This is a genomic window from Sphingomonas montanisoli, from assembly GCF_008274695.1.
GTDB lineage: Bacteria > Pseudomonadota > Alphaproteobacteria > Sphingomonadales > Sphingomonadaceae > Rhizorhabdus > Rhizorhabdus montanisoli.
This window is the reverse complement of the sequence record NZ_VTOU01000003.1, coordinates 58,422-79,198: the sequence shown is the minus strand read 5'-3', so window position 1 is coordinate 79,198 and position 20,777 is coordinate 58,422. Positions and strand designations below refer to the sequence as shown.

At 64.3% G+C, this 20,777-nt stretch carries 20 protein-coding genes; 5 read left to right on the top strand and 15 right to left on the bottom strand.

Annotation, left to right across the window (positions count from 1 at the left end; genetic code table 11):
* The first annotated feature begins 10 nt into the window (after positions 1-10).
* Positions 11-934, top strand: a complete 924-nt coding sequence (locus FYJ91_RS11600; RefSeq protein WP_219822591.1) for a M14 family metallopeptidase — start codon at positions 11-13, stop codon at positions 932-934.
* 183 nt (positions 935-1,117) lie between these two features.
* On the opposite strand, the gene FYJ91_RS11595 is transcribed toward FYJ91_RS11600, so the two are convergent.
* Together FYJ91_RS11595 and traA are read right to left on the bottom strand one after the other, a co-directional pair.
* On the bottom strand, positions 1,118-2,884 hold the full coding sequence (locus FYJ91_RS11595; RefSeq protein WP_149522471.1) for a type IV secretion system DNA-binding domain-containing protein: 1,767 nt from the start codon (positions 2,882-2,884) through the stop codon (positions 1,118-1,120).
* Positions 2,881-5,523 carry a Ti-type conjugative transfer relaxase TraA gene (traA, locus tag FYJ91_RS11590; RefSeq protein WP_149522470.1) on the bottom strand — a complete coding sequence of 881 codons (2,643 nt, stop codon included), beginning with the start codon at positions 5,521-5,523 and terminating at the stop codon, positions 2,881-2,883. The genes FYJ91_RS11595 and traA overlap by 4 nt, the downstream gene beginning before the upstream one ends.
* A 153-nt stretch (positions 5,524-5,676) precedes the next feature.
* Between traA and FYJ91_RS11585 the strand changes: the two genes are divergently transcribed.
* Positions 5,677-5,982, top strand: a complete 306-nt coding sequence (locus tag FYJ91_RS11585) for a conjugal transfer protein TraD (RefSeq protein WP_149522469.1) — start codon at positions 5,677-5,679, stop codon at positions 5,980-5,982.
* A 37-nt stretch (positions 5,983-6,019) separates the two neighbouring features.
* Positions 6,020-6,292, top strand: coding sequence for a conjugal transfer protein TraD (locus tag FYJ91_RS11580; RefSeq protein ID WP_219822590.1), 273 nt, complete (start codon positions 6,020-6,022; stop codon positions 6,290-6,292).
* Between the two features lie 79 nt (positions 6,293-6,371).
* Here the strand turns inward: FYJ91_RS11580 and FYJ91_RS20640 are convergent, their stop codons facing one another.
* From FYJ91_RS20640 to FYJ91_RS20635, 9 genes are all read right to left on the bottom strand, one after another.
* On the bottom strand, positions 6,372-6,536 hold the full coding sequence (locus FYJ91_RS20640; protein WP_181008475.1) for a hypothetical protein: 165 nt from the start codon (positions 6,534-6,536) through the stop codon (positions 6,372-6,374).
* A 100-nt stretch (positions 6,537-6,636) separates the two neighbouring features.
* Positions 6,637-7,308 carry a lytic transglycosylase domain-containing protein gene (locus tag FYJ91_RS11575; RefSeq protein ID WP_149522467.1) on the bottom strand — a complete coding sequence of 224 codons (672 nt, stop codon included), beginning with the start codon at positions 7,306-7,308 and terminating at the stop codon, positions 6,637-6,639.
* Positions 7,305-7,874 carry a S26 family signal peptidase gene (locus tag FYJ91_RS11570; protein ID WP_149522466.1) on the bottom strand — a complete coding sequence of 190 codons (570 nt, stop codon included), beginning with the start codon at positions 7,872-7,874 and terminating at the stop codon, positions 7,305-7,307. The genes FYJ91_RS11575 and FYJ91_RS11570 overlap by 4 nt, the downstream gene beginning before the upstream one ends.
* Complete coding sequence (locus tag FYJ91_RS11565; RefSeq protein WP_149522465.1) at positions 7,874-8,137, bottom strand: helix-turn-helix transcriptional regulator; 264 nt, start codon at positions 8,135-8,137, stop codon at positions 7,874-7,876. Before FYJ91_RS11565 ends, FYJ91_RS11570 begins: the two co-directional genes overlap by 1 nt.
* Positions 8,138-8,276: 139 nt before the next feature.
* Positions 8,277-8,711: a DUF2285 domain-containing protein gene (locus tag FYJ91_RS21105; RefSeq protein ID WP_425474020.1), complete on the bottom strand. Its 435-nt coding sequence runs from the start codon at positions 8,709-8,711 to the stop codon at positions 8,277-8,279.
* 88 nt (positions 8,712-8,799) lie between these two features.
* Entirely contained in the window at positions 8,800-9,066 is a 267-nt protein-coding gene (locus FYJ91_RS21100; protein WP_425474019.1) for a transcriptional regulator domain-containing protein, read from the bottom strand.
* 224 nt (positions 9,067-9,290) lie between these two features.
* Entirely contained in the window at positions 9,291-9,617 is a 327-nt protein-coding gene (locus tag FYJ91_RS11555; RefSeq protein WP_149522463.1) for a DUF736 domain-containing protein, read from the bottom strand.
* Between the two features lie 636 nt (positions 9,618-10,253).
* Positions 10,254-10,649: a hypothetical protein gene (locus FYJ91_RS11550; protein ID WP_149522462.1), complete on the bottom strand. Its 396-nt coding sequence runs from the start codon at positions 10,647-10,649 to the stop codon at positions 10,254-10,256.
* Positions 10,650-10,778: 129 nt separating this feature from the next.
* Positions 10,779-10,943 carry a hypothetical protein gene (locus tag FYJ91_RS20635; protein ID WP_181008473.1) on the bottom strand — a complete coding sequence of 55 codons (165 nt, stop codon included), beginning with the start codon at positions 10,941-10,943 and terminating at the stop codon, positions 10,779-10,781.
* A 353-nt stretch (positions 10,944-11,296) separates the two neighbouring features.
* Here FYJ91_RS20635 and FYJ91_RS11545 point away from each other — a divergent pair, with 353 nt between their 5' ends.
* Positions 11,297-12,805, top strand: coding sequence for an ATPase domain-containing protein (locus tag FYJ91_RS11545; protein ID WP_219822589.1), 1,509 nt, complete (start codon positions 11,297-11,299; stop codon positions 12,803-12,805).
* Position 12,806: 1 nt separating this feature from the next.
* Positions 12,807-15,653 (top strand): hybrid sensor histidine kinase/response regulator, encoded by a 2,847-nt coding sequence (locus FYJ91_RS11540; protein ID WP_149522460.1) that lies wholly within the window; start codon positions 12,807-12,809, stop codon positions 15,651-15,653.
* 118 nt (positions 15,654-15,771) lie between these two features.
* Here the strand turns inward: FYJ91_RS11540 and FYJ91_RS11535 are convergent, their stop codons facing one another.
* The 4 genes from FYJ91_RS11535 to FYJ91_RS11520 form a co-directional block, all read right to left on the bottom strand.
* Complete coding sequence (locus FYJ91_RS11535) at positions 15,772-16,704, bottom strand: DUF2493 domain-containing protein (RefSeq protein WP_149522459.1); 933 nt, start codon at positions 16,702-16,704, stop codon at positions 15,772-15,774.
* Between the two features lie 304 nt (positions 16,705-17,008).
* Positions 17,009-18,055: a DUF7146 domain-containing protein gene (locus FYJ91_RS11530; protein WP_149522458.1), complete on the bottom strand. Its 1,047-nt coding sequence runs from the start codon at positions 18,053-18,055 to the stop codon at positions 17,009-17,011.
* 57 nt (positions 18,056-18,112) lie between these two features.
* Entirely contained in the window at positions 18,113-20,245 is a 2,133-nt protein-coding gene (locus FYJ91_RS11525) for a ParB/RepB/Spo0J family partition protein (RefSeq protein WP_149522457.1), read from the bottom strand.
* Between the two features lie 179 nt (positions 20,246-20,424).
* Entirely contained in the window at positions 20,425-20,769 is a 345-nt protein-coding gene (locus FYJ91_RS11520; RefSeq protein WP_149522456.1) for a DUF2958 domain-containing protein, read from the bottom strand.
* Positions 20,770-20,777: the final 8 nt, after the last annotated feature.

The window sequence follows — 20,777 nt, the reverse complement described above, 5'->3', positions numbered from 1 at the left end:
CGACAGTTGGATGATCATGACGAACGCTCCTTCCTACCCGATCGGTGCAGCCGGACAGCCCTGGGGAGACATTGAAGTCGACGCCTGGCGCGCTCGTCAGTGGAGGCAGCGCCGTTACGACGAAGATGTCGTGCCTCGGATCGAGGGCCTTTCGGCTCGCTTCGAGAAAATCGAATATGGTCGGATCGACTATGCCGGCGAGGTATTCGTGTTGTTAGCGCTGCGCAGTCGTTTCGATCCCGATCTTCCGAACGCTCTCGTTACCGGCGGGGTGCATGGATATGAAACCAGTGGTGTGATGGGCGCGATCGAGTTTCTCGAACGCGACGCAAAGGCCTTTGAGGGCAAGATCAACTTGGTTGTGGTGCCGTGCGTAAGCCCTTGGGCTTATGAACGGATCAACCGATGGAATTTTGACGCCATCGATCCTAACCGGAATTTCCGTGCGGATGGGCCGGCTCAGGAAGCGGTCGCACTGGTGCGGCTGGTCCAGTCGCTCAACGCAGAATTTCTCGTTCATATCGATCTGCACGAGACGACCGACAGCGATGAAGCCGAGTTTCGCCGTGCTTTGGCAGCGCGTGACGGCAAGCCCTTCGTGCAAGGGTCCATACCTGATGGGTTTTATCTTGTCGACGACAGCGCAAACCCGCAGCCGGCGTTCCAACATGCGATCATTTCAGCCGTTCAGCGGGTTACACATATCGCGCCACCGGATGCGCAGGGCAAAATCATTGGCTCGCAGGTCGTGGCGCCCGGCGTGATCGAATACCCGCTGGCCGATCTGGAGCTTTGCGCGTCGATCACGGGCGCGCGCTACACGACGACGACGGAGGTTTATCCCGACAGTCCCCGCTCCACACCCCATATCTGCACCCAGGCACAAACTACCGCAATACGTGCAGCGCTCAACTATGCGCTAGCGCATCAGTGATCCCTGCGCAGGGAGCAGTACGACCGTTTACACTGGTCCTTTCGGATGCGGCGACCTCCATCACTGGCGGGGTCCACGTCGCACGGCATAGTCCGAAGTGCCGGGCGACGCGGATCCACTGCTAGAGTTTTGCTATTTAGATACCCGGCCTTTTCGGGACTGATAATGTGGACGTCATGAGTGCTAATTTGGCTCGAACGCCGCTACACGCTCGGGATAGGTCACGTAGGAAAACTGAACTCGCCGCCAGTCTGCTACTGTGGCCTTTTTCACAAATCCAGCCCGGTTGGACAGCTGCATGATCTCGCTTGCGAGAGTCACGTCTTCGACAACTCGCCGGCTCTGCGTGGAAGACGAGCGGGACGTATAGCGGCCGCGCGTGTGTGATCGACTGGTTTCATCCCTTTCGAGTTCCCGGCTGCCGATCAGAGCCGAGGCTAGCTCGGCCGTTCCGCCGCCCTCGCTGAGGCCAGCACGGAGAAGCAGCAGGTTTCCGCAATTCTCGATAATCGTATGCGCGCCCTCGCCGTAAATGGCTTTTACCTGCGCCGACGACTGGAAGCCGATTGCAACGCAACCGCCAAATTTCCTTAGCCGAGCCTGCGCGTCCTTCAGCCCTTCGATCCGTCCAAGTGCGTCCAACTCGTCGATATGGAACCAGATCCGGCGATCACGATCGGGCGGGAGCGACAGCGTTTCGAGGATGGCGATGTTCATCCAGCAGGAGATGAGCCCGCGCAACGCCGCCACCTGGTTGGCGGTGTAGGGAAGCCAAAGCGACCCCGCTCCGGATCGCACCCATTTGCGGATAGAGAACGGCTCCCCGTTCAATTCCGCGATAAACCGGAGGTTCCCCACGGCAGGCGCCAGTGTTCCCAGAATGCTAGCCAGCATCTTTTCGCCCCCTTGCTCGAAGTAGCGGGCGGCTGCCGTGCCCTGGCAGAGCAGCTTCAACTCGGCGACCGATCCCGAGGCGAGCATCGTGATGAGGTCCCTAGTCGTGCCGAGCCGGAGCCGACCGAAATTCTCCAACGCCGCCGCGAGCAGCTGCTGGGCATAGCTGATCCACTGGTCATGCTCACCGATGCCGAGGTGGGGCAGAACTGATTGCGCGAGAAAGGAATAGTCGCCTGGACGCTCGACTTCGCCTAGCAGATCCCAGCGCGCGCAGCGCCGATCGAATGGATTCAAGATTATATCGCCCGGCTCGAAGAAGGCGCTCATCGCTGCACCGTCGGGGTCGGCCACCACCTGCCGGTCACCGCGACGGACCGCGTCGGCCATCAGCGCGCGCAGCGCCGTCGACTTGCCCGATCCGGTCGCGCCGATCGCGGCGACATGCATTGTCTCGTCCTCACGGCTTAGCGGCAAACCCGCCAGCGTCACACCGCCGACGAGCCGAGCTTTGAGCCGCCCGCCTCGTCCGCCGGTGAACACGGCGACCCGCGTACCACGCAGGTGCGTGACCTTACGCGGACTGGCGGCGAGCCGGGCAGCGATTGCACCGGCGAGGAAGCTGACGGCTGCCGGTGTTATGACCGCCAGCGGCCAGCTGTCGGCACGGAAGCTGGTGTAGAGCCAATAGCCCAGCACGCTTCCACCCAGCCAACCGATCGGCGCATGGACGAGCGGCCAGAAGGTGCGGCGATCCGCGCCCTGCACGATCGCGGCCGCGATCACGCCGGGAAGCGCGGCGAGCGCGAACCAGAGATGGTAGCCGTGGACAGCGAGCCAGGCCCAGCGCTGCTCCAGCCACGGTTCGAGTGCGTGCCGATGGGCCCAATGTTCGCGCACCAGATCGGCGAGCGCGAAGCGACCGTTTTCCGGAACGAGGTCACGGACGAGCGGCCAGCATGCTGCGATCGCGGCCACTGCCGACAGAAACGCAATCTGCTGGACAACAGGCTCGGAGCCGGCCCGGCCGCCGCTCACGCCGGCAGTGTTGGTCATCGCTCGACTCCATAATCGTGATCGCGCGAGATGCCCGGCGCCTTCTTGGCCGCCGCCAGCGCCTCGCGCATGGACTCCGCCGTTTGGCGAGGGGCACGCTCGCGCGCCGCCATCATGGCGCGCAGCGCCTTGGCTTGTTCGCTATTCGTCGGGTCGGCACCACGACTGGTGTCCGCACCCTTGCCTTGCGTCGCAGACGTGACGCGCACGGCGGGCTGATCCTTTACCGGTTCACGGGCGGCCCCGCCGCCGTGATCGACGGCGTGATCCCTACTCGCTTCGCGGGCGGGATCGGGCACTGCCATGCGCTCTTCACCGGCGCGACCGAACACGCGCGACGCCAGCGCTGCCAATCCTCGCGGCTGCTCGCGAGGGGTGGTAAGACCGCCGTCGTCGCCAGCGCGCGCGCTGGTTACGGCTTGCGATCGGGACCGAGGCGAGGACGCCGGCCGATCGTAATCGAGCGCCATATCCTTCGGCCGCTCGCGCGAGAGCGTGCGGCGGAGCGCGGCTTCGTCCGCGAAATCGTCGCGGCCATAGTGAACCGCCGTGCCTTCACGGTGGCGGCTAAGCGCAACATAGGAAGCGTGCGCATCGAGCCCCGGCGTCGCCAGCACATGCGTGCGATCAACGGTCATGCCCTGCGTTTTATGGACGGTCGCGGCATACCCATGATCGACATGGGCATAGGTCTTGAGATCAACGCTGATGCGACGCCCGTCGTCGAGCCGCACCGCAAGCTGATCGGGCTCCGCCTTTTCGACCTGACCTAGCGTGCCGTTCTTTACACCGAGGTCGCGCTCATTCTTGAGGAACAGGATGCGGTCGTGGTCGGCGAAGTCGCGCAGACCACGTTCGGTGCCGACCGCGACATCTGCGCCGAGCTCGCCTTGAGCATGGAGCCGCTCGCGCGCGGCACGATTGAGCATATGAACCTCCTGGTTGGTGTGCGTGAGGATGATGCGACTGGCGGTGGGTGCGGCACGGCGCTCTGTGTCCCAGCGATCGATCAGGGCAGCGCGCGCCGCGTCTCGCGTGTCGACGGCATGAACCATGCCCGCGGTCGAATAAGCGGCGATCGCCTCAGCGGTTCGGCCGGTGGCAAAGGCGCGGGTCGCCTCGCGCATCCACTCGGCGGTCTGCCGACGCACCTCGCCGATCTCGGCGGCGCCATGGCGCTCGGCGAGCAGCCGGAACGCAGCGCCGGCCTCGATCGCTTGAAGCTGCTGGACGTCGCCGACCATCACTACCTTGGCGCCGGCACCCGCCGCTTCGGCAAGCACGCGCTGGAGTTGGCGCGTGCCGATCATGCCGGCCTCATCGACCACAAGCACGTCGCGCGAAGTGAGGCGGTCGCGATCGCGCGCCCAGCCATGTTCGAGGCTGGCAATCGTCCGAGACGCAATGCCCGACCCGCCTTCGAGATTCTCCGCCGCGATGCCCGACAGCGCGGCGCCGCGAACAGTGTAGCCGGCGGCCTCCCATGCCTCGCGCGCGACGCCGAGCATCGCGGATTTGCCGGCGCCGGCATAGCCGACGACCAGAGCCAAGCCCGGCATTCGCAGCACATGGTCAAGCGCGGTGCGCTGCTCGGATCCGAGCCGCATGCCGCGTGCCTCGCTGCTTTGGACAGCTCGCCCGACATCGCCCTGGGAGACCGCATGAATGCGCGCAGAGGCAAGGCGCTCGGCGTCGCGCACCAGCGCTTCCTCCGCGCTCATCATGCTGGTCGTCGTGAAGCGTTCGGCGCCGTTCCCGTCTCGGCCGAGCGCGAGGAGAGTTTCATGGTTGCGCATGGCGGCGAGCACGCGGTCGAACTGCTCCTTTCCCTCCGAATGGCGATGCGCAAACATTGCCAGGTCGCGCACGGTGAACGTTGCCTGTTGGCGGGTCAGGGTCTCCAGGCCGATGCGCGGATCGGCGATGATCGCAGCACCGTTGTCGCGGGCGATAGTGCGGTGGTCCGCCGCGCGCTCGGCATCTTCGCCTTTCGCCTCGCGGCGTGCGCCGGCCGCGCCGATCTTGTGCTGCGGCTCCAGCTCAATGCCCTGCGCGTCATAGCTGCGGTGATCGATCCGCGCCTCTATGCCGAGCTGTGCCAGTCGTACGTTGACGTGCGTCGCCCAATTCTCGCGCCATTGCTGGAGCAACGCGGTCGCGTTCCATTCGCGCACCTTCGGGCCGAACCCCTCGGGTCCAACCTCGCGCATTGTGAGCATGACATGTGCGTGCGGCTTGGCCTCGCCATCGACGCCGATGTCCCAATGCACATTGAGATCGGCGACCATGCCCCGCTCGACGAATTCGCGGGCCACGAATTCCCGGGCGAGCGCGACGCCCTGGTCCCGCGTCATCTCGCGCGGGATCGCGAACTCCACCTCGCGGGCGAACTGCGCGTCCTTGCGCTTTTCGGTCGCCTCGACCTCGTTCCACAGCGCCTCCCGATCACGCAGCCGCTCAGGCGCGTCCTCCGGCAGCATCACTTCGGAATGGACGACGCCCGCCTTGTTGGTGAAGTCGTGATGCCGGCCGAGCCGCCCGTCATGCAGGCGCGAGGCGGAGCGATAGGCCGCCGACGCCACCGCGCTGCGGCCGGTGCCGCGCCCCATGACCTTGGCCGAAAAGTGATAGATCGCCATCGCGGCAACCCATCTACGCCTGAACTCGCGACGTCGGTACGACGTATAAGCGCGCTCTCCTACGCTAGAGCGCTCCGGAGAGATTTGCAGCGTTGAACCGGGCCTCAGACCGCCCAGCTAGAGCGCATCGACCAGCAGACAGGAGATGCGACGATGCGGAAGGTGCGGGATTTCGACGCCGAGCTTAAGGCGCTCAACGACAGGGCCAAGATGCTCAAGCAGCGCAAGATCCAGCAATTCGGCGAACTGATCGAGGCGACCGGCGCCGATGCGCTCGACCCCGATCTCCTTGCCGGCGCCTTGCTTGCGGTCGTCGCAGAAACGGACAAGGCGATCATGACGAAGTGGAGCGCGCGAGGAGCGCAATTCTTTCGGGAGACAAGCCGGCGATCCTCGCGCCGCGCTAATGGCAACAATGCAAGCGGCAAGACGGCTGAGGCAGGCACGGAACCGGCTTGAGGCGGCAAGGGCGAGGATCGACACGCGAGAATGGGTTGTGGCCAGGCGCGAACGCACCAAACATCTGATCGAGCTCGGCGGCCTCGTGCAAAAAGCCGGACTCGTCACGCTCGCGGACGACGACCGGGCCATGCTGTATGGCGCGTTTCTCGATCTGGCGGCTCGCCTCCAGGGCGAGGACGCGGCACAAGCAAAGCTGCTGTACCGGCGACGTGGCGCCCGCGCGTTCGCGACCGAAGCGGAAGAAGCTTCCAGATCTCGAAGCGCGAAGCTGAAAGCTCTAAATACCACCTCAGATACCGAAGCCTGATGCCGCCTCCGGTGCGAGCTGCTGACTGCGGCACGGTCTGCGTTCATGGGTCACCGCAATCGTAGCTTGGGCTTGCAAATCAGCGGTCTCGCAAATGCGGCAACGCAGCATCAATTGCAGCAGTCGCGGCGGGTACATAGCTCTGCCACATGGGTTTGCCTTCGAACTTGATGTTCTCGGGGTTGCCCTCCGCCCGACAGAGCGCCCGGGCTGCTGCTTCTATCGCCTTCTCCATGTGCAACATGATCTGGCTCCTTCGGATGCACCAGTGGCGGAGGATTGGGGAGTATAGTCCAATGGCAGCGCGGGGACACGCGATTCCCAATTGGGTCGAGCGTCCCACATCATCGGGCAACGCCGGTCTTTTCGTCCTGCTCCGGGCCTGGAGACAGAGGGAAGAGTGGATTGGTCAGTCCCCCTTTGGCAGCAGCGGAGAAGGCAATTTGGGCGGGCTGCTCGGGCACTTCTTCCAGAGGCCTTCGCGCCAGGAACAGCGATGCTTCTTGCCAGCGAGGCGCAAGCACCACCGTAGGCCGAGGATCGACTTTACCCCCGAGGCGCGCGGTGTAGGCGCTCGTTTCGGCCGGCAGCGGCACGCGGTTCCGAACATAGCGCTGGTAGCGTCCGGGACCGGCGTTGTACGCCGAAAGCGCGCCGGGCCAGCCATAGCGCGAGCTCAGCTCCGCGAGATACATGGCGCCGCCGATCATGTTCATCCGCGCGTCGAACGGATTGGCCCCCAGACGGTAGCGCCCGCTGAGATAGCTCCACGTCGCCGGCATGATTTGCATGCAGCCCATCGCACCTTTTGATGAGACAATGCGGGGATTGCCGCCCGACTCTGCCATCATCACTCGCAGCACGATGTCGATCGGCAAGCCTGATCGATTGGCGGCTTCCGACGCATAGTTCGCACACGCGTTCGCGACTGCGGGCGAAGCGGCCTGTGCGCCGAGCGACCAACTCGCGGCGAGCAGCGCCGCCATGCCGCTCGCGATCTTCGTTCCCGCGCTCATGACCAGATCCACAGCGGCGTTGCGCTTCCGAGCACCTGGGTCTGCGAGACCGGCCCAAAGTAGCGGCTGTCAAACGAGTCCGGGTGCGACGGCGCGATCAGGAACAGCTGGTCCGGTCGCAGCCGGTAACATCCCGACCATGCGGGCAGACGACGGCCAAAACGATCGCGCGCCAGCGCGGCGGCGGCTGTCCGCCCGTCGATCGCCACGCGTAGCCCGTTGCGGCAAATGGTCGCGCCGTTTGTTGCCGCGATTGGCTTCAGAAGGGGCACATTCGCTTCGACATAGCGGCGCTCGGCCATGAAGCGCGCGAGCGCGGGCGACGGTCGCACCGCGACCATGTCGCCGACGCCCAACGCCGTGGCCGGGGCAAGGCGATACAGCCCGAGCGGCACGCTCGCCGACGCGTTCCAGACGAAGCGCAGACGGGGATGGTGGATCGCCGGAACGGTTAGGCCCGCCAGCGCCGCGGTGCTGACAGCGAACAGGGCAAGCCGAGCGAAGCGACGACGCGATCGGCCGCCTTTGACGTTCGACTTCGGCTGACGATGCGGAGCGACGGCCATTAGTTGTGCTCCGGCGCCTGGTCGGGTCGGCGCACGGCCGGCGGGACCGAACCGTTGTTCGGATCCGACGTCGATGCGCATGCGCCGCGATCTGCCCAGGCACGTAGATCTTCGAGCGTATAGACGACACGGCCGCCGATTTTCCGGTAGGCGGGGCCAGTGCCATAGGTGCGGTGCTTTTCGAGCGTGCGCGCCGAGAGGCCGACATAATGAGCAGCCTCCTTGGTGCGCAGATAACGTGTGTCCTTGATGATATCGGGCATGACCGGGCTCCTTGAGCAAAGGAAGCGAGGCGCGTGCCAAGCGCCTCGCGAACCCGGTCATGATCGGCGAGGAAAGAAGGCTCGTGGTGGCCGGAACGAGGGGGCATGGATTGCGACCACATCGAACCGGCAGTCGCTGCTAGGATGGCGGACGTGTCCCCAGAAGCAGACGATAGCCCCCAGCAATCATCTGGGCTGCGGCATCGACGAGACGCCGCAGATCGGAACGTATCGAACTCGATCGCCAGTCCTCGGGTGGTTGATCGAAAACCATGCCGGCGATGTCGCGGAGGCTGGCACCGTCCTGTGCAAGATCATGGACATAGAGCATTGCCGCGTGCCGATGCGCCTGCGCGTAAGGCGCAGCGCGGATGGGGGTGCCATGCCCGATCGAGCGACGAAACGTCGCGGCTGCGTGAACGCGGCTCGGGTGGCTGGCATCGGGATGGAGGTAGATCCCGAAGCTTCCCCCGGTCGTCGGCGCGAGTCCGGACGGAAGCCAGAGCTGCAGTTCGGCCGCGCCGCGGCGCCGGATCAGCAGATGCGTTCCGCCCGGAGAGGCGATGCGGATCACCCGGTCACCCCAGCGTTCGAAGACGAAGCGGAGATCGCCGATCGCCCTTGCCCAAGGCACCGGTCGAACGATCGTCAGTACGGACGCATCAACTTCCGGACGCCAAGCGATCGGCGGTTCGTCGACCGCCGACGTATTTAAATCGGGTGCGAAAGGTGAGGCCCCAATGGGACCACCTCCGTGCCAAAGGATGCTTCGAGATTTGGACGATCCGTCGAGCGGAGCGGCCGACGGCGGCTTCCGAGTTCCGGCTGGCACGTCGCGCGGAATCATTGGCCGCATCCCAGTTGTCGCGGAACTCGGGATTACGACGCAGCCATTCCCACGCGAAGCCCCGCGCGTTCAAGGTGACCATTGCCCGATACTGGGCGGGTAAGCGTAAGCGGTTATATCCTGGCATCGTGAAACTCCTCGATGCCCCCTGTGGGGATAACCTATGTTCAGATTGCTGCGCTGCGCAACGACGCCACAGCTTATTTGCGAATAAGTCGCAACTTATCGCAAGTGGTTAATAAGTATATTCAAAATGGACCAAAAGAAAGCCCCGCCCGGTCGATCCGGGCGGGGTTTGCGGTCGGCTCAGTCGCCGTTGCGGCGGGACGGGCGCGACCAGATGAGATTGAACGTCTCGCCGTCCTCGTCGTCAAAGAGGTTGGCGTAGATCGGAGCGTTGAAGCTTGGATCGTCGAGCTTGAGGCCCAGATAATCGCGGCCTTCGTTGGACTGCTTGGTCCAGGCGGCGCCGATTTCGGCCCGACCCACCATCACCCGGTGGGAGGGCGCATTGTCATTGGCGCGGTTGCTGTCGGGAACGATGCGGACGCCCTTGGCCTGAACGCTGAGGGTGACGATGTCGCCGACGAACTCGTTGTTCGCGGTCTTCTTGAAGGTGCCGATGGTAGCCATTTCATATCTCCAGTCTTGATCCACGAGGTCCGTGCCCATCACGGTCTCGATGGCTTGGGACATGACCGGGACTGCCGCGGACGCAGTCGTCAGACCTGAAGCGTCAGCGGAAGACGGCGCCGGGGCGCTTTTTTGACCCGCGAGGAATGCCGGCGCAGCCGGTAGGGGAAAAAAGTGACCCAGAGCCGTTGTGGCCATGAGCGGCAGAGGCGAAGCCGGTCCCGGTCATCAAGCCATTTCAGAGAGGCCGTTTGGGCACTGGCCTGGATCCGCCGACAGGAGACGTGGCGTCCTTCTCGGCACCGTTCCAGAAGCCCGACATGGCGATCGTGGCTCCGGATATAATCGGGTGCAGACAGGGGTGACGCCCATATCGTCGACACCGCGCCGACAAATGAATTCTCGCCATCGCAGGAAAGGCCACAGCGGATCAGGCGTCAAACAAGAGGCCACGAAGAACCCGCTGATAATGGGATGAGGCGGGTCCCGAGCATCCGCCTCCAACGCGCAACAACGACGACTAGAAAGGAGACACAGCCACTCACCACGCCTTCCGGCAGTTGGTGATGTTCCGAGATGAAAAGCCCCGCCCGGAGCGACCGGGCGGGGCGAACTGGAGCCTTGCGGATGTGAAGATCAGATTGCGGGACGAATCAACCGATGGGCTGCGATTGCAGCGCACAGTGCGGCGCCGATCAGGCCAGCGATGATGCCTGTTCCGCCCGCAAACCAGCCCAGCGCATGCGCAACGGAATATCCGGCGAGCGCCGCCGGAATGGCAAAGAGCGCGGCGAGAGCCCCCCGCGTGTAAGGGCCGCCAAGCTTCAGCGCTGCGAACCTACTCGTGCCGATGACACCCACGAACGCGATCAAGCCGATGACGGCGGCTAGCAAAGGCGAGGAGCCGAAATGGGCGGCGCCGAAGCCGGCCGCTATGGCGAGAGCGATCGGCAAAGCCAGCGTGGCTCCAGCGAAGATTTGGTAGATCAGGTAACCGGCCCCAAGAAGGGTCAAGGGAAGCATGATCGGCATGGCGTCGTATCCTCGTGGCAACTGGTTGGAAGCGCTTCCACCTGCCACCACAGCGCGTCAGTATAATAGCAGAATTGGCCCGCCAGAGAAACCGCCGGCGGGGTCGTCCGATCGGACTGATTGGTCAGATCAGCTTGCGTGAACATCATATTCTCGAACCACGCGCTCGACGTCGCCATCATAGTCGTCGCTGGGGATCGCGTTATAGCCTTCATCGGTCTCGATCAGGATGATGATGACCTTGAGGGTGCAAGCAAGGTTCCAGGCGTAACGCTGTGCGGCTTCGAGGCTCATGGCCGACTCCTGTCGTTCTGAGCGGAGCCACTCCCCGCTCGACAGGCGCCGACGCATCCGGACGCGCGACTGCGATCACCGCGTCCGTGAGGGCGCAGGCCGAACAGCGGCCGCATGCGGAGCATAGCGGACCCTTTATGGGTTGATCGAACAAGGGCGCGGGTCCGGGAAGGACTAGCGCCTCAAAGAGCGGGGATTGGTGCCGTGGCCGGACGGTGTCGGAGGGCAGGTCCAGGCTTTGTCGCGAACAAACGTTGTGATCGCTTCCGCTCGCCGATGACGCTATCATATTGGTTTGACCCAACCTTCGGCAGTCGAGCCTGCGCGTGGGCGGCTGCAACGGAGGAGCGAGAGTGGCGCCTAACGATAAAGAGACCGGATTGGCTTCGACCGGAACGAGCGGCCTGGACCATATTCTTAACGGCGGCCTCACGCCCGAGCGCATGTACCTAGTCGAAGGCACCCCAGGCACTGGCAAGACGACGCTGGCAATGCGCTTCCTGCTCGCCGGCGCCGCTGTGGGAGAGACCGTCCTCTACATCACGTTGGCGGAAACCGAAGTCGAACTACGCGCCGTCGGCGAAGCGCATGGCTGGTCACTGGAGGGGGTTGACGTCTTCGAGATGGTTCCGCCCGACGGTTTCGGCGAGGATCAGGAGCAGACGCTGCTGCACCCCAGCGAGGTTGAGCTCGGAGAAACGGTCCGCGACATCATGGCAAAGGTGGACAAGATCCGTCCTGCCCGCCTCGTCCTTGACAGCCTTTCCGAACTGCGATTGCTGGCGCAGAGCCCTATCCGCTATCGCCGTCAAATCCTCGCGCTCAAGCACTTCTTCTCTACGCGTGCCTGCACGGTGCTCGTCCTCGACGACAAAGGCGCGAGTGGGAATGACCTCCAACTGCATAGTATCGCCCATGGCGTGATCTCGCTTGACCAGACGTTGGCGGGTTTCGGCTCTCAGCGGCGTCGCCTGCATGTCGTGAAGATGCGCCAGCGCCAATTCAGGGGCGGCTATCACGATTTTGAGATCGAGCGGGGTGGGTTGTGTGTGTACCCGCGGCTGGTCGCTTCGGACCACACAACCCAGAAAAGCGGTGAATCTGTCTCGACCGGCTCGCCTGAGCTGGATGCGCTGCTCGGTGGGGGACTTGTGCGCGGGACCGCCACGCTGTTTTCGGGACCGGCAGGAGTCGGCAAGACGACAGCTTCGATCCAGTGCGTTGAGGCGGCGCTTAAGCGCGGCGAGAAAGCATCCTACTTTCTGTTCGATGAGCGCGCGCCGACGCTACTCACGCGGAGCGCTGCGCTCGGTCTAGACCTGCAGCCGTACATTGACAGCGGCCTGCTCGAACTGCGGGCCATCGATCCGGCCGAGATGTCGCCGGGCGAGTTCGCTGGTCGCATTCAGGAAGCGGTCGACGGCGGGGCGACCATGATCGCGATCGACAGTCTCAACGCTTACCTCCAGGCGATGCCTAACGAGCAGTTTCTCATTATCCAGATGCACGAGATGCTGAGTTATCTCGGGCAAAAGGGTGTCGTCAGCCTTCTTATCCTCGGACTCCACGGCATCGCTGGCGACATTCGGGCGGACGTGGACCTGAGCTACCTTTCCGATACGGTCGTCCAGTTGCGCTACTTCGAGGCGTTGGGCGAGGTCCGCCAAGCCATCTCCGTCATCAAAACACGGACGGCGCGGCACGAAAGGACGATCCGGGAGTTTCAGATCGGCAGCGACGGGCTGCGATTGGGTGAGCCACTAGACAGGTTCCAAGGCGTTCTGACGGGCGTGCCCAGTTTCTCTGGCACGCGGGATACGTTGATGGCTAGTCAGATCGATCCCGAAAATCGACGCGATTGACATGCACAAGCGGGTTCTGATCCTCGCTCCCCGCGGTCGGGACGCCGCCATCGCCGCCGAGCTCCTGGCACGACACGGCATCGACGCACAGATTTGCTCTGATCAGTCCCACCTCGTTGAAATGCTCGAACAAGGCGCGGGCACGGTTCTGATCACGGAAGAGGCGTTGGCGACGTCGCCGCTTTCCGAACTCGCCTCGTGGGTTGCAGCACAGCCTGCATGGTCGGACGTCCCCTTCGTGGTGCTGGCCAACGGATCACGCTCGCCGCGGTCGATATCCGCTACCGATCGCCTTGCAGAGCTCGGCAACGTTGTATTGCTGGAGCGTCCTCTCCATGCGGAGGCGATGCTCGGGGCGATCCGCTCATCCCTCAAGGCCCGAGACCGCCAATACCAATTGCGCGACACAACCGCGCAGCTTCGCGAAAGCGAGGAACGGCTCCGACTAGCGGTCGAGAACGCCGAGATGGGCTTTTGGGATGTGGATGCTGTCAACGACCGCTTGATCTGGCCAGCACGTACCAAGGCGATGTTTGGTATCTCCCCGGACGTTCCGGTCACGATGGCCGACTTCTACAACGGACTACACCCCGACGATCGCGAAGCGACGAGCTTGGCCTACGCCGCCGCCGCCGACCCGGCCACGCGTGCCTTGTATGACGTCGAATATCGCACGATCGGGAAGGAAGACGGCGTCGAGCGTTGGGTCGCTGCCAAAGGCCGTGGTGTGTTTGACGCAGCAGGCCGTTGCCTTCGCGTCGCAGGTAGCGTGCTGGAGATCACCGAGAGAAAGGCGGCCGAGATCCGGCGCGTGGCTCTGGTCGACTTCGCTGAGGCGCTGAAGGATGTACAGGAGCCGGCCGGCATCGCCAGTGCCGCCGCGCGCATCTTAGGTGAAACGCTGTGCGTTACGCGCGTCGGGTACGGCGCGATAGATCATGACGCCGAAACGCTCTACGTCGATCGTGACTGGACAGCGCCTGGGGTCGAAAGCCTCGCCGGAACTACCTCGCTGAGGGATTATGGCTCCTTTATCGACAGCCTTAAACGCGGCGAGTTCACGGTAATAGCCGATGCCCGGTCTGACCCGCGCACTTCCGGCGCCGCCGCCGACGCGCTGGAAGCCAAGTCTACGCGTTCCTTCGTGAACGCGCCTGTCTTGGAGCGCGGACGGCTGGCGGCGGTGTTCTTCGTTAATGACGGGAAAGTGCGGAACTGGAGCGATGCCGACCTTGCGCTTATCCGCGAGTTCGCGGAGCGCACGCGCAGCGCCGTCGAGCGAGCCCGGGGCGAACATGCCCTCCGTGATAGCGAGGCGCGCCTGCGCGAGCTGAACGAGACACTTGAGCTACAGGTCGAGGCGCGTGTGGCGGAGCGCGACCGACTGTGGAACTTGTCGCAGGATATGCTTGCCCGGGCCGACTATGGCGGCATGATGTCAGCCGTAAGTCCCGCTTGGACGCAGGTCCTGGGCTGGTCTGAGCGCGAATTGCTCTCAAACGGCTACGCCACTTTCATGCATCCGGACGATGCTCCGCCCACATTGGCGGCAATCGAAAATATGCGGGACACGGGGCAGCCTGCGCGTTTTGAAAACCGCATCAGCACGCGCGATGGCGGGTGGAAGCCAATTGAGTGGACGGTGGCGCCCGAACCCGATGGTGTGAACTTTATCGCGATCGGCCGCGATCTCAGCCACGCAAAGGCGCGCGAGGCGGAGCTTGCCCGCGCTCAGGACGCGCTGCGCCAAAGCCAGAAGATGGAGGCAATGGGGCAGCTCACCGGCGGCGTGGCTCACGACTTCAACAATCTTCTGACCCCGATCGTCGGTTCTCTCGACATGCTTCAGCGCAGAGGCATCGGTAGCGAGCGTGAGCAGCGGCTTATCGCCGGCGCTATGCAATCGGCGGAGCGCGCCCGCACGCTTGTTCAGCGATTGTTGGCGTTTGCGCGGCGTCAGCCGCTCCAAGCCGTGTCTGTCGACGTGGCGGCGCTCGTCGCCGGAATGGGTGATCTGGTCGAGAGCACTACGGGGCCACAAATCAGGGTTGTCATGGATGTCGCCGAAGACCTGCCACCGGGCCGGGCTGACCCGAACCAATTGGAAATGGCGCTTCTGAACCTTTCGGTGAACGCACGCGATGCGATGCCGGACGGTGGTACGCTGCGAATAACGGCGAGCACGGAGACTGTAGACGGCGACCATCGATCGCAGCTCGCTAGCGGAACCTATATTCGCCTTTCGGTCGCCGATACCGGTACGGGGATGGATGAGGCGACGCTCGCCCGCGCAATCGAGCCATTCTTCTCAACCAAGGGCATCGGCCAAGGGACTGGCCTCGGCCTGTCATCGGTGCACGGTCTGGCTTCCCAACTGGGTGGAGCGCTGACAATTGAAAGCCAACCGGGAATGGGCACCACTGTCGAGCTATGGCTCCCCGTCAGCACCGAAGCAGCGGATTTGCCGTCGAACGCTAACCGGTTGGAAGAGGAAGTCTCCGACCGCGGAGTAGCCCTCCTTGTCGATGACGAGGAGCTGGTGCGTATGAGCACTGCCGACATGCTCGCCGATCTCGGCTTCGCCGTGGTCGAAGCGAGTTCTGCTGATGAGGCGGTGCGAATGCTGGAGCGTGATCAGGCGTTCGATGTCGTCGTTACCGATCACCTCATGCCGGGCATGACGGGGACCGAACTCGCCCGCCATGTGCAACACATCCGCCCGGAACTCCCCGTTCTCTTGGTGTCCGGCTATGCCGAAATGGCAGGCGTAGATGCGGACCGTCCAAGGTTGACGAAGCCGTTTCGTAAAGATGAACTGGCGACAACGCTTCTGGCGTTGCTGCACTAAGCAGCCACTCATTCATGCATCTGCTCTCTGACTGTCGCGTTTCACCAGTCTGTTGGACAGCTTTTGACAAGACCGGACCAAATTGGAGCGGGGGTGAACGGCGGGGTAGTCGCCGCTTTCAGTTTGACCGCTTCCGACAGTCCCACAGGCGGATGCCCATTTTGCGAGCTTTGTCGGCGAGGTTGTCCTGAATGCCTGTGCCCGGGAATACGATTACCCCCCTCGGAACCGCTTCGAGCATCGCGTCATTGCGCTTGAACGGTGCAGCTTTCTTATGGCGCTCCCAGTCGGGCTTGTACGGCCTTTGCGGCACGTCGCGATCGCGCGCCCAGCAGGCAGCGATGCGTTCGGCTCCGGTCGGTGTCGCACCGTGCAGCAGGATCATGTCGGGTAGCTGAGCATGAACCTTGTCGAGCGTGGCGTAGATCAGCTGGTGATCGTTGAACTCGGCCCCTCCGGTGAATGCGATCAGGACGCCGTCGGGGTTAAGGACGCGGGTATCCTGATATGCGCGCCTTTCTATCTGCTTGCGGCTGTCGAGCACCGCCGAGGTCAGCATCTTGCGGTTGACCATCGCACCTGAGCGAGGAAGCCACGCCTTGCGGATATGCGTGCGGAACTGGTCCGCGGCTGCGTCTCTGAAGAATTCCATAGTGTCGCGGCGCTCGATCATCGTGATGCCTTCGGCGATGCGCCTTTCCAGCTCGACCGATTTTACCTCGCTGCCGTCCTGCTCGCGCTGGAGGCACTTCTGCGCGCGCTCGTTGTCGTCGAGCTCGCGCTCGATCCGTTCGCCGGCACGGTGGAAGACATTGACGATGCCCCAGGCGAGATTTTCGAGGTCGGGCTCGATCCGAGTGTCGATCAGAGAAGAGATCAAGGCTTCGAATATGTCGGCGATGGCGCCCCCGGCTGTACGGGCGTCCGGCAACGGGCGGTAGTCGGGCTCATCTTCGAAGGGCCGGTGACCGTAGAGCTGCATTTCCTGCAGGAGGTAGGCGGTGGAACCGGGCTGAGGTTCGTTTTCGTCGAGATCGGTGTCGATGGTCATGTGATCCTCCGTCGCTGGAGCCGCGCCTCTCGCGGCCTTCCTGGCGACGACCGGCGGCAGGCGGCCCGGGCCAGAACCGCGCTTGAAGAGCGCGGCCGGAGCGCCAGCGAAGGATGGCGCAGCGCGGCTATTTTGGTTCGCGATGCAAAGGGGCGCAGCCCCGGCGGAAAATAGCCGCGGCGCAGCCATTGCCGGCCCGGGCCGTTTGCCGCAGTCGCCCTCTCAAGGAAGGCCGGGCGCGGCCCGCCCTAGACGATGAGGTCTGACAATCGTCCGCTGAAACGTCGTGGACGACCGGACCGCCTCACTCCGTCCTCAGGTAGAGCTGAGCGTCCTCGGCCCGAAGCTGGGCACGAAGGTTGGCCGCGAGGCGTTCGCGACCAAAGGTCCGCAGATCGCTGTTGAAGTCATCGAGGCGCGGTTCGAGCGGCACGATCTCGATGCCCGTCGCCGTCGCACGTTCTGTCAGCGTCGCGACGGCGCCAGCTCCGGCAGGATCGTCGTCGCGGGCGACATAGAGCCGTTGCAGTCCGGCCGGGAACAGGATGGCGGCAAGGTGTGCGGCGGAGAGGCCAGCGATCGCTCCGGCGGAGGGCATGACCTGGCGAAGCGACAACATGGTCTCGATACCTTCGCCAGCGACCATGACCCTGCCGCTCTGCCCGAAGCGGACACCGTGGCCAAGCAGATGGCCCATGGCACGACGGGGATAGACGACGGGGGCCTTGTCGGAACCGTCGGGCGCCAGCCAGGTCCGGTGCACGCCAGTGATGGTGCCATCCAGATCCGTGACGGCAGCGATCATCGCGGGCCATGCGGGGAGGACATCGGGATCGTCGTCTTCCGAGGCGCGATACCAGCAATGTGGGTGGTAACCGAGCGCATCGCAGCCGGTGAGGTCGGTGATGTGCCGGGATGCCAGATAGGTCGCCGCCAGGCTGTGAAAGACTGGCTTCGATGCCGCCCGCAGACGCCGAGCCGCTTCGGGTGTCCCGGTCGGAGCCTTGGTGCGACGCGCTGGCGGATCTTCGGTCGCAGGCGTGATCGGCATGCTGAGGAAGCGCCGGGCCTCGTCGAGCGTCTCCCGCATCGTGCGGCAACTGCGCGCGGCGGTGATGATGTCGAGAAGATCGCCATGATCGCCGTTCTGGGCGTCGGTCCATTTGCCGGCGGCGCCGCGGCCATCAGGAGACGCGGATAGGCGAACATAGAGGCTGCGGCCGGGCGTGTTGTGCACGTCACCGACCAGCCAATAACGGCCTTCCTTTCGGCCCTTGGACAGATAGCGGCGACAGACGGCTTCGGCATTATCGGCGAGCCGCTGAGAAATCTCCGAAGCAATGGAGGCCATAAGCGTCTCCCAAAAATATGGGGCCTGCCGATCCGACAGGCCCCAAGGTGCGCTGAGCTATTCAGCGGCAATGGCCAAGGACTCCTCGTCCTCCAGACCATCGTGCTCCTGGGCCGCCTCGGGCTCCACGACCAGTTCGCCGTCGATCGCCGCCGGTTCTTCGACCGCTTCGAGCGCCGGTGTGCGCAGGGGCTCGGCGAGCCAGCCGCTATCGGCAAGCAGAGACTCAGCTTCCTTGGCCATCTCGGGCTTCTTGAGACCCGACAGGCGCGCCGCGGCCTCGGCGCCCTTCGCTTCGTCGACCGCGCTCAGGATGCGGGCCTTGGTCACCCGGCCGAGGTAATTGTCGACGGTGGCGGTCCAGCCAGCGGCGACCATGTCGAGAGCGGCGGCGCGACCGAGGACATGGCTGTGCTCGATCCGGCCCGAGACAGTCCGCGCGGAGACGCGACCGTCATTGTAGCGGTTGGCCGGCTCCCAGACCGCGTTGATGCCGAAGGACGCGCAGTGCGCGAAGAGCGCCGCTTGATCCTCGGCACTGAGCGCGATCAGCACGTCCCAGAGATCCTGGGGCTGATCGGGCAAGCGTTCGGCCCAGCTCTCGTGCCGCTGGTCGATCGCGCGCGCCGAGGCGCTGTCTCCCATGCCCGGCGCGTGGGTGCCGAGGCTGCCGCCGCGAACCGAGATTTCGACGCAACTCGTGCCCGAGGAGTAGTGGTAGAAGGTGTCGAGCGCGAGCGCGTGGAGAACAGCGGCGAACGCGACCTGCGGGTGAGAGGCCACCGCATTGCGCAAAGCGAGCGTGCGATGCGTGGTCAGCTCAGTGACGAGACGGTCGGGCAAGGGGCGGAGCAGGTCGTCCTGCTCATCCTCTTCGCCGGGATCAACCGCACCAGGCGCGCCACCGTTGGTGACGATCGCCGGGCGGGCGCCGCCATCCTCAGTCTCGCGCTGGTCATCGGCAGGCAGCTCGACGTCCTGCTCCGCGGCTTCAGCAGGCTCCTGGGCGGGCTCGTCTTCCGGCCGAACATAGCCGCGCTCGATGTAGAGCGAGCCGTCGCTGTCAATGCTGACGAATACGCCGGCGCGCGCCATCTCAGTCGGCTGATAGACGAGCGGGCGCGAGACGATCGCGCTGATCTCCTCGTCGATCGCGGTGACGCGGGCATCGACCTCGTCGGGCACGTCGGCCGCGCCGGACCATTCCTCTTCGAGCGCCTCGGCTTCCTCGCGCAGCGCCGCAAGCCGGGCCTCGTCGGCTTCGGTCATCTCCGGCTGGTCGCCGTCGATGATGCGCATGTCTTCGTCATAGTCGTAGGGAAAGTCCACCGCGACCGCGACCCACTTCCAGCCTTCCTCGCCGATGCGCGCGCCCTCCGCCTTCAGCTTCTCTTCGACCATCCGGTCGAGCAAGGCCACGTCTTGCAGCCAGCCGCCCTGATCGTCCTCGAACAGATCGCGCAGGACATAGCCGCCGGCAGCGACATAGGCGTCAAGTCCGACGAAGCGGACGCGCTTGTCCGTGGCGCGAACCGACTGCTCCGTCAGCTTGGACCGGATCATATAGGGCTGCTGGTTGTAGCTCGACTGGAGCATGTCCCAGACCTGCTCCTGGCGCTCATGGTCTTCAGACACCGAGAAGGCCATCAGCTGTTCGAGTGTCATGCCGTCCTCGGCGTAGACCTCGTGCAGCTTGGGAGAGACGGACGCGAGGCGCAGCCGCTGCTTCACGACGGCGGGCGTCACCATGAAGGTGGCGGCGATCGTCTCGACGTCGGTACCCTGGGTCACGAGCTGCTGCATCGCGCGGAACTGATCGAGCGGATGCAGCGCCTCGCGATGGACGTTCTCGGCGAGCGAGTCTTCCTCAGCCGAGATCTGGTCGTCATCGCGCACGATGCAGGGCACCGGCTCTGTCTTCGCCATCCGACGCTGCTTCACCAGCTTTTCGAGCGCGCGGAAGCGGCGGCCGCCGGCCGGCACCTCGAACAGGCCAGTCTCATTACCTTCGGCATCACGCTGGGCGCGGACCGTCAGGCTCTGGAGCAGGCCGCGGCGAGCGATGTCGGCGGCGAGGGCGTCGATCGAGACCCCCGCCTTCACGCGCCGGACGTTGGCCTGGCTCAGCACCAGCTGATTGAACGGGATGTCCCGCGAACCGCTGAGGACGATCTTCACATGCTTGGTCATGGGTCTTCTCCATGACGGGCGGCCGGGAGACTCTCTCTCGACCCTCAACCCGTCATGGAGCCGGCGCAGCCCTCTCCCTCTAAGAGGGTGAGAGCCGCGCCAGAGCCCGAATATGGGTCAGTGATCGGGAGGCAGGCCGGTTGGGGGCGACCGCCGGAACAGCGCCTCGGTCCAGAGGATCATCCGGTCCGGCGGGACCATGCCGCCCAGACTGAAATCGGCACGCCGGATGAGAAGTTCTGGTCGATCTCGATGCTCATGCCGAACGGCAGCCGGATCGAGGAGAGCTCGCTCAACGACCAGGGGCCAACCTCCGGGCACCCAAAGCCAAGGTCAGCGAGTCCCCAGACGGCATCGTCGTCGTCGGCGAGCTCGGTGGCGAGCCAGGTCTGCGCCCCGAGTGGGTTGAAGAATTTGATCACGGGGGTCGGGTCGGGCTCGAATTGCCTGCGTTCGGCGGCGGCCCGGCGGTTGATATGATTTGCCCGCAACGCGAAGCGGGCAGTCGGCGTCAGGACGATCATCGGATCGC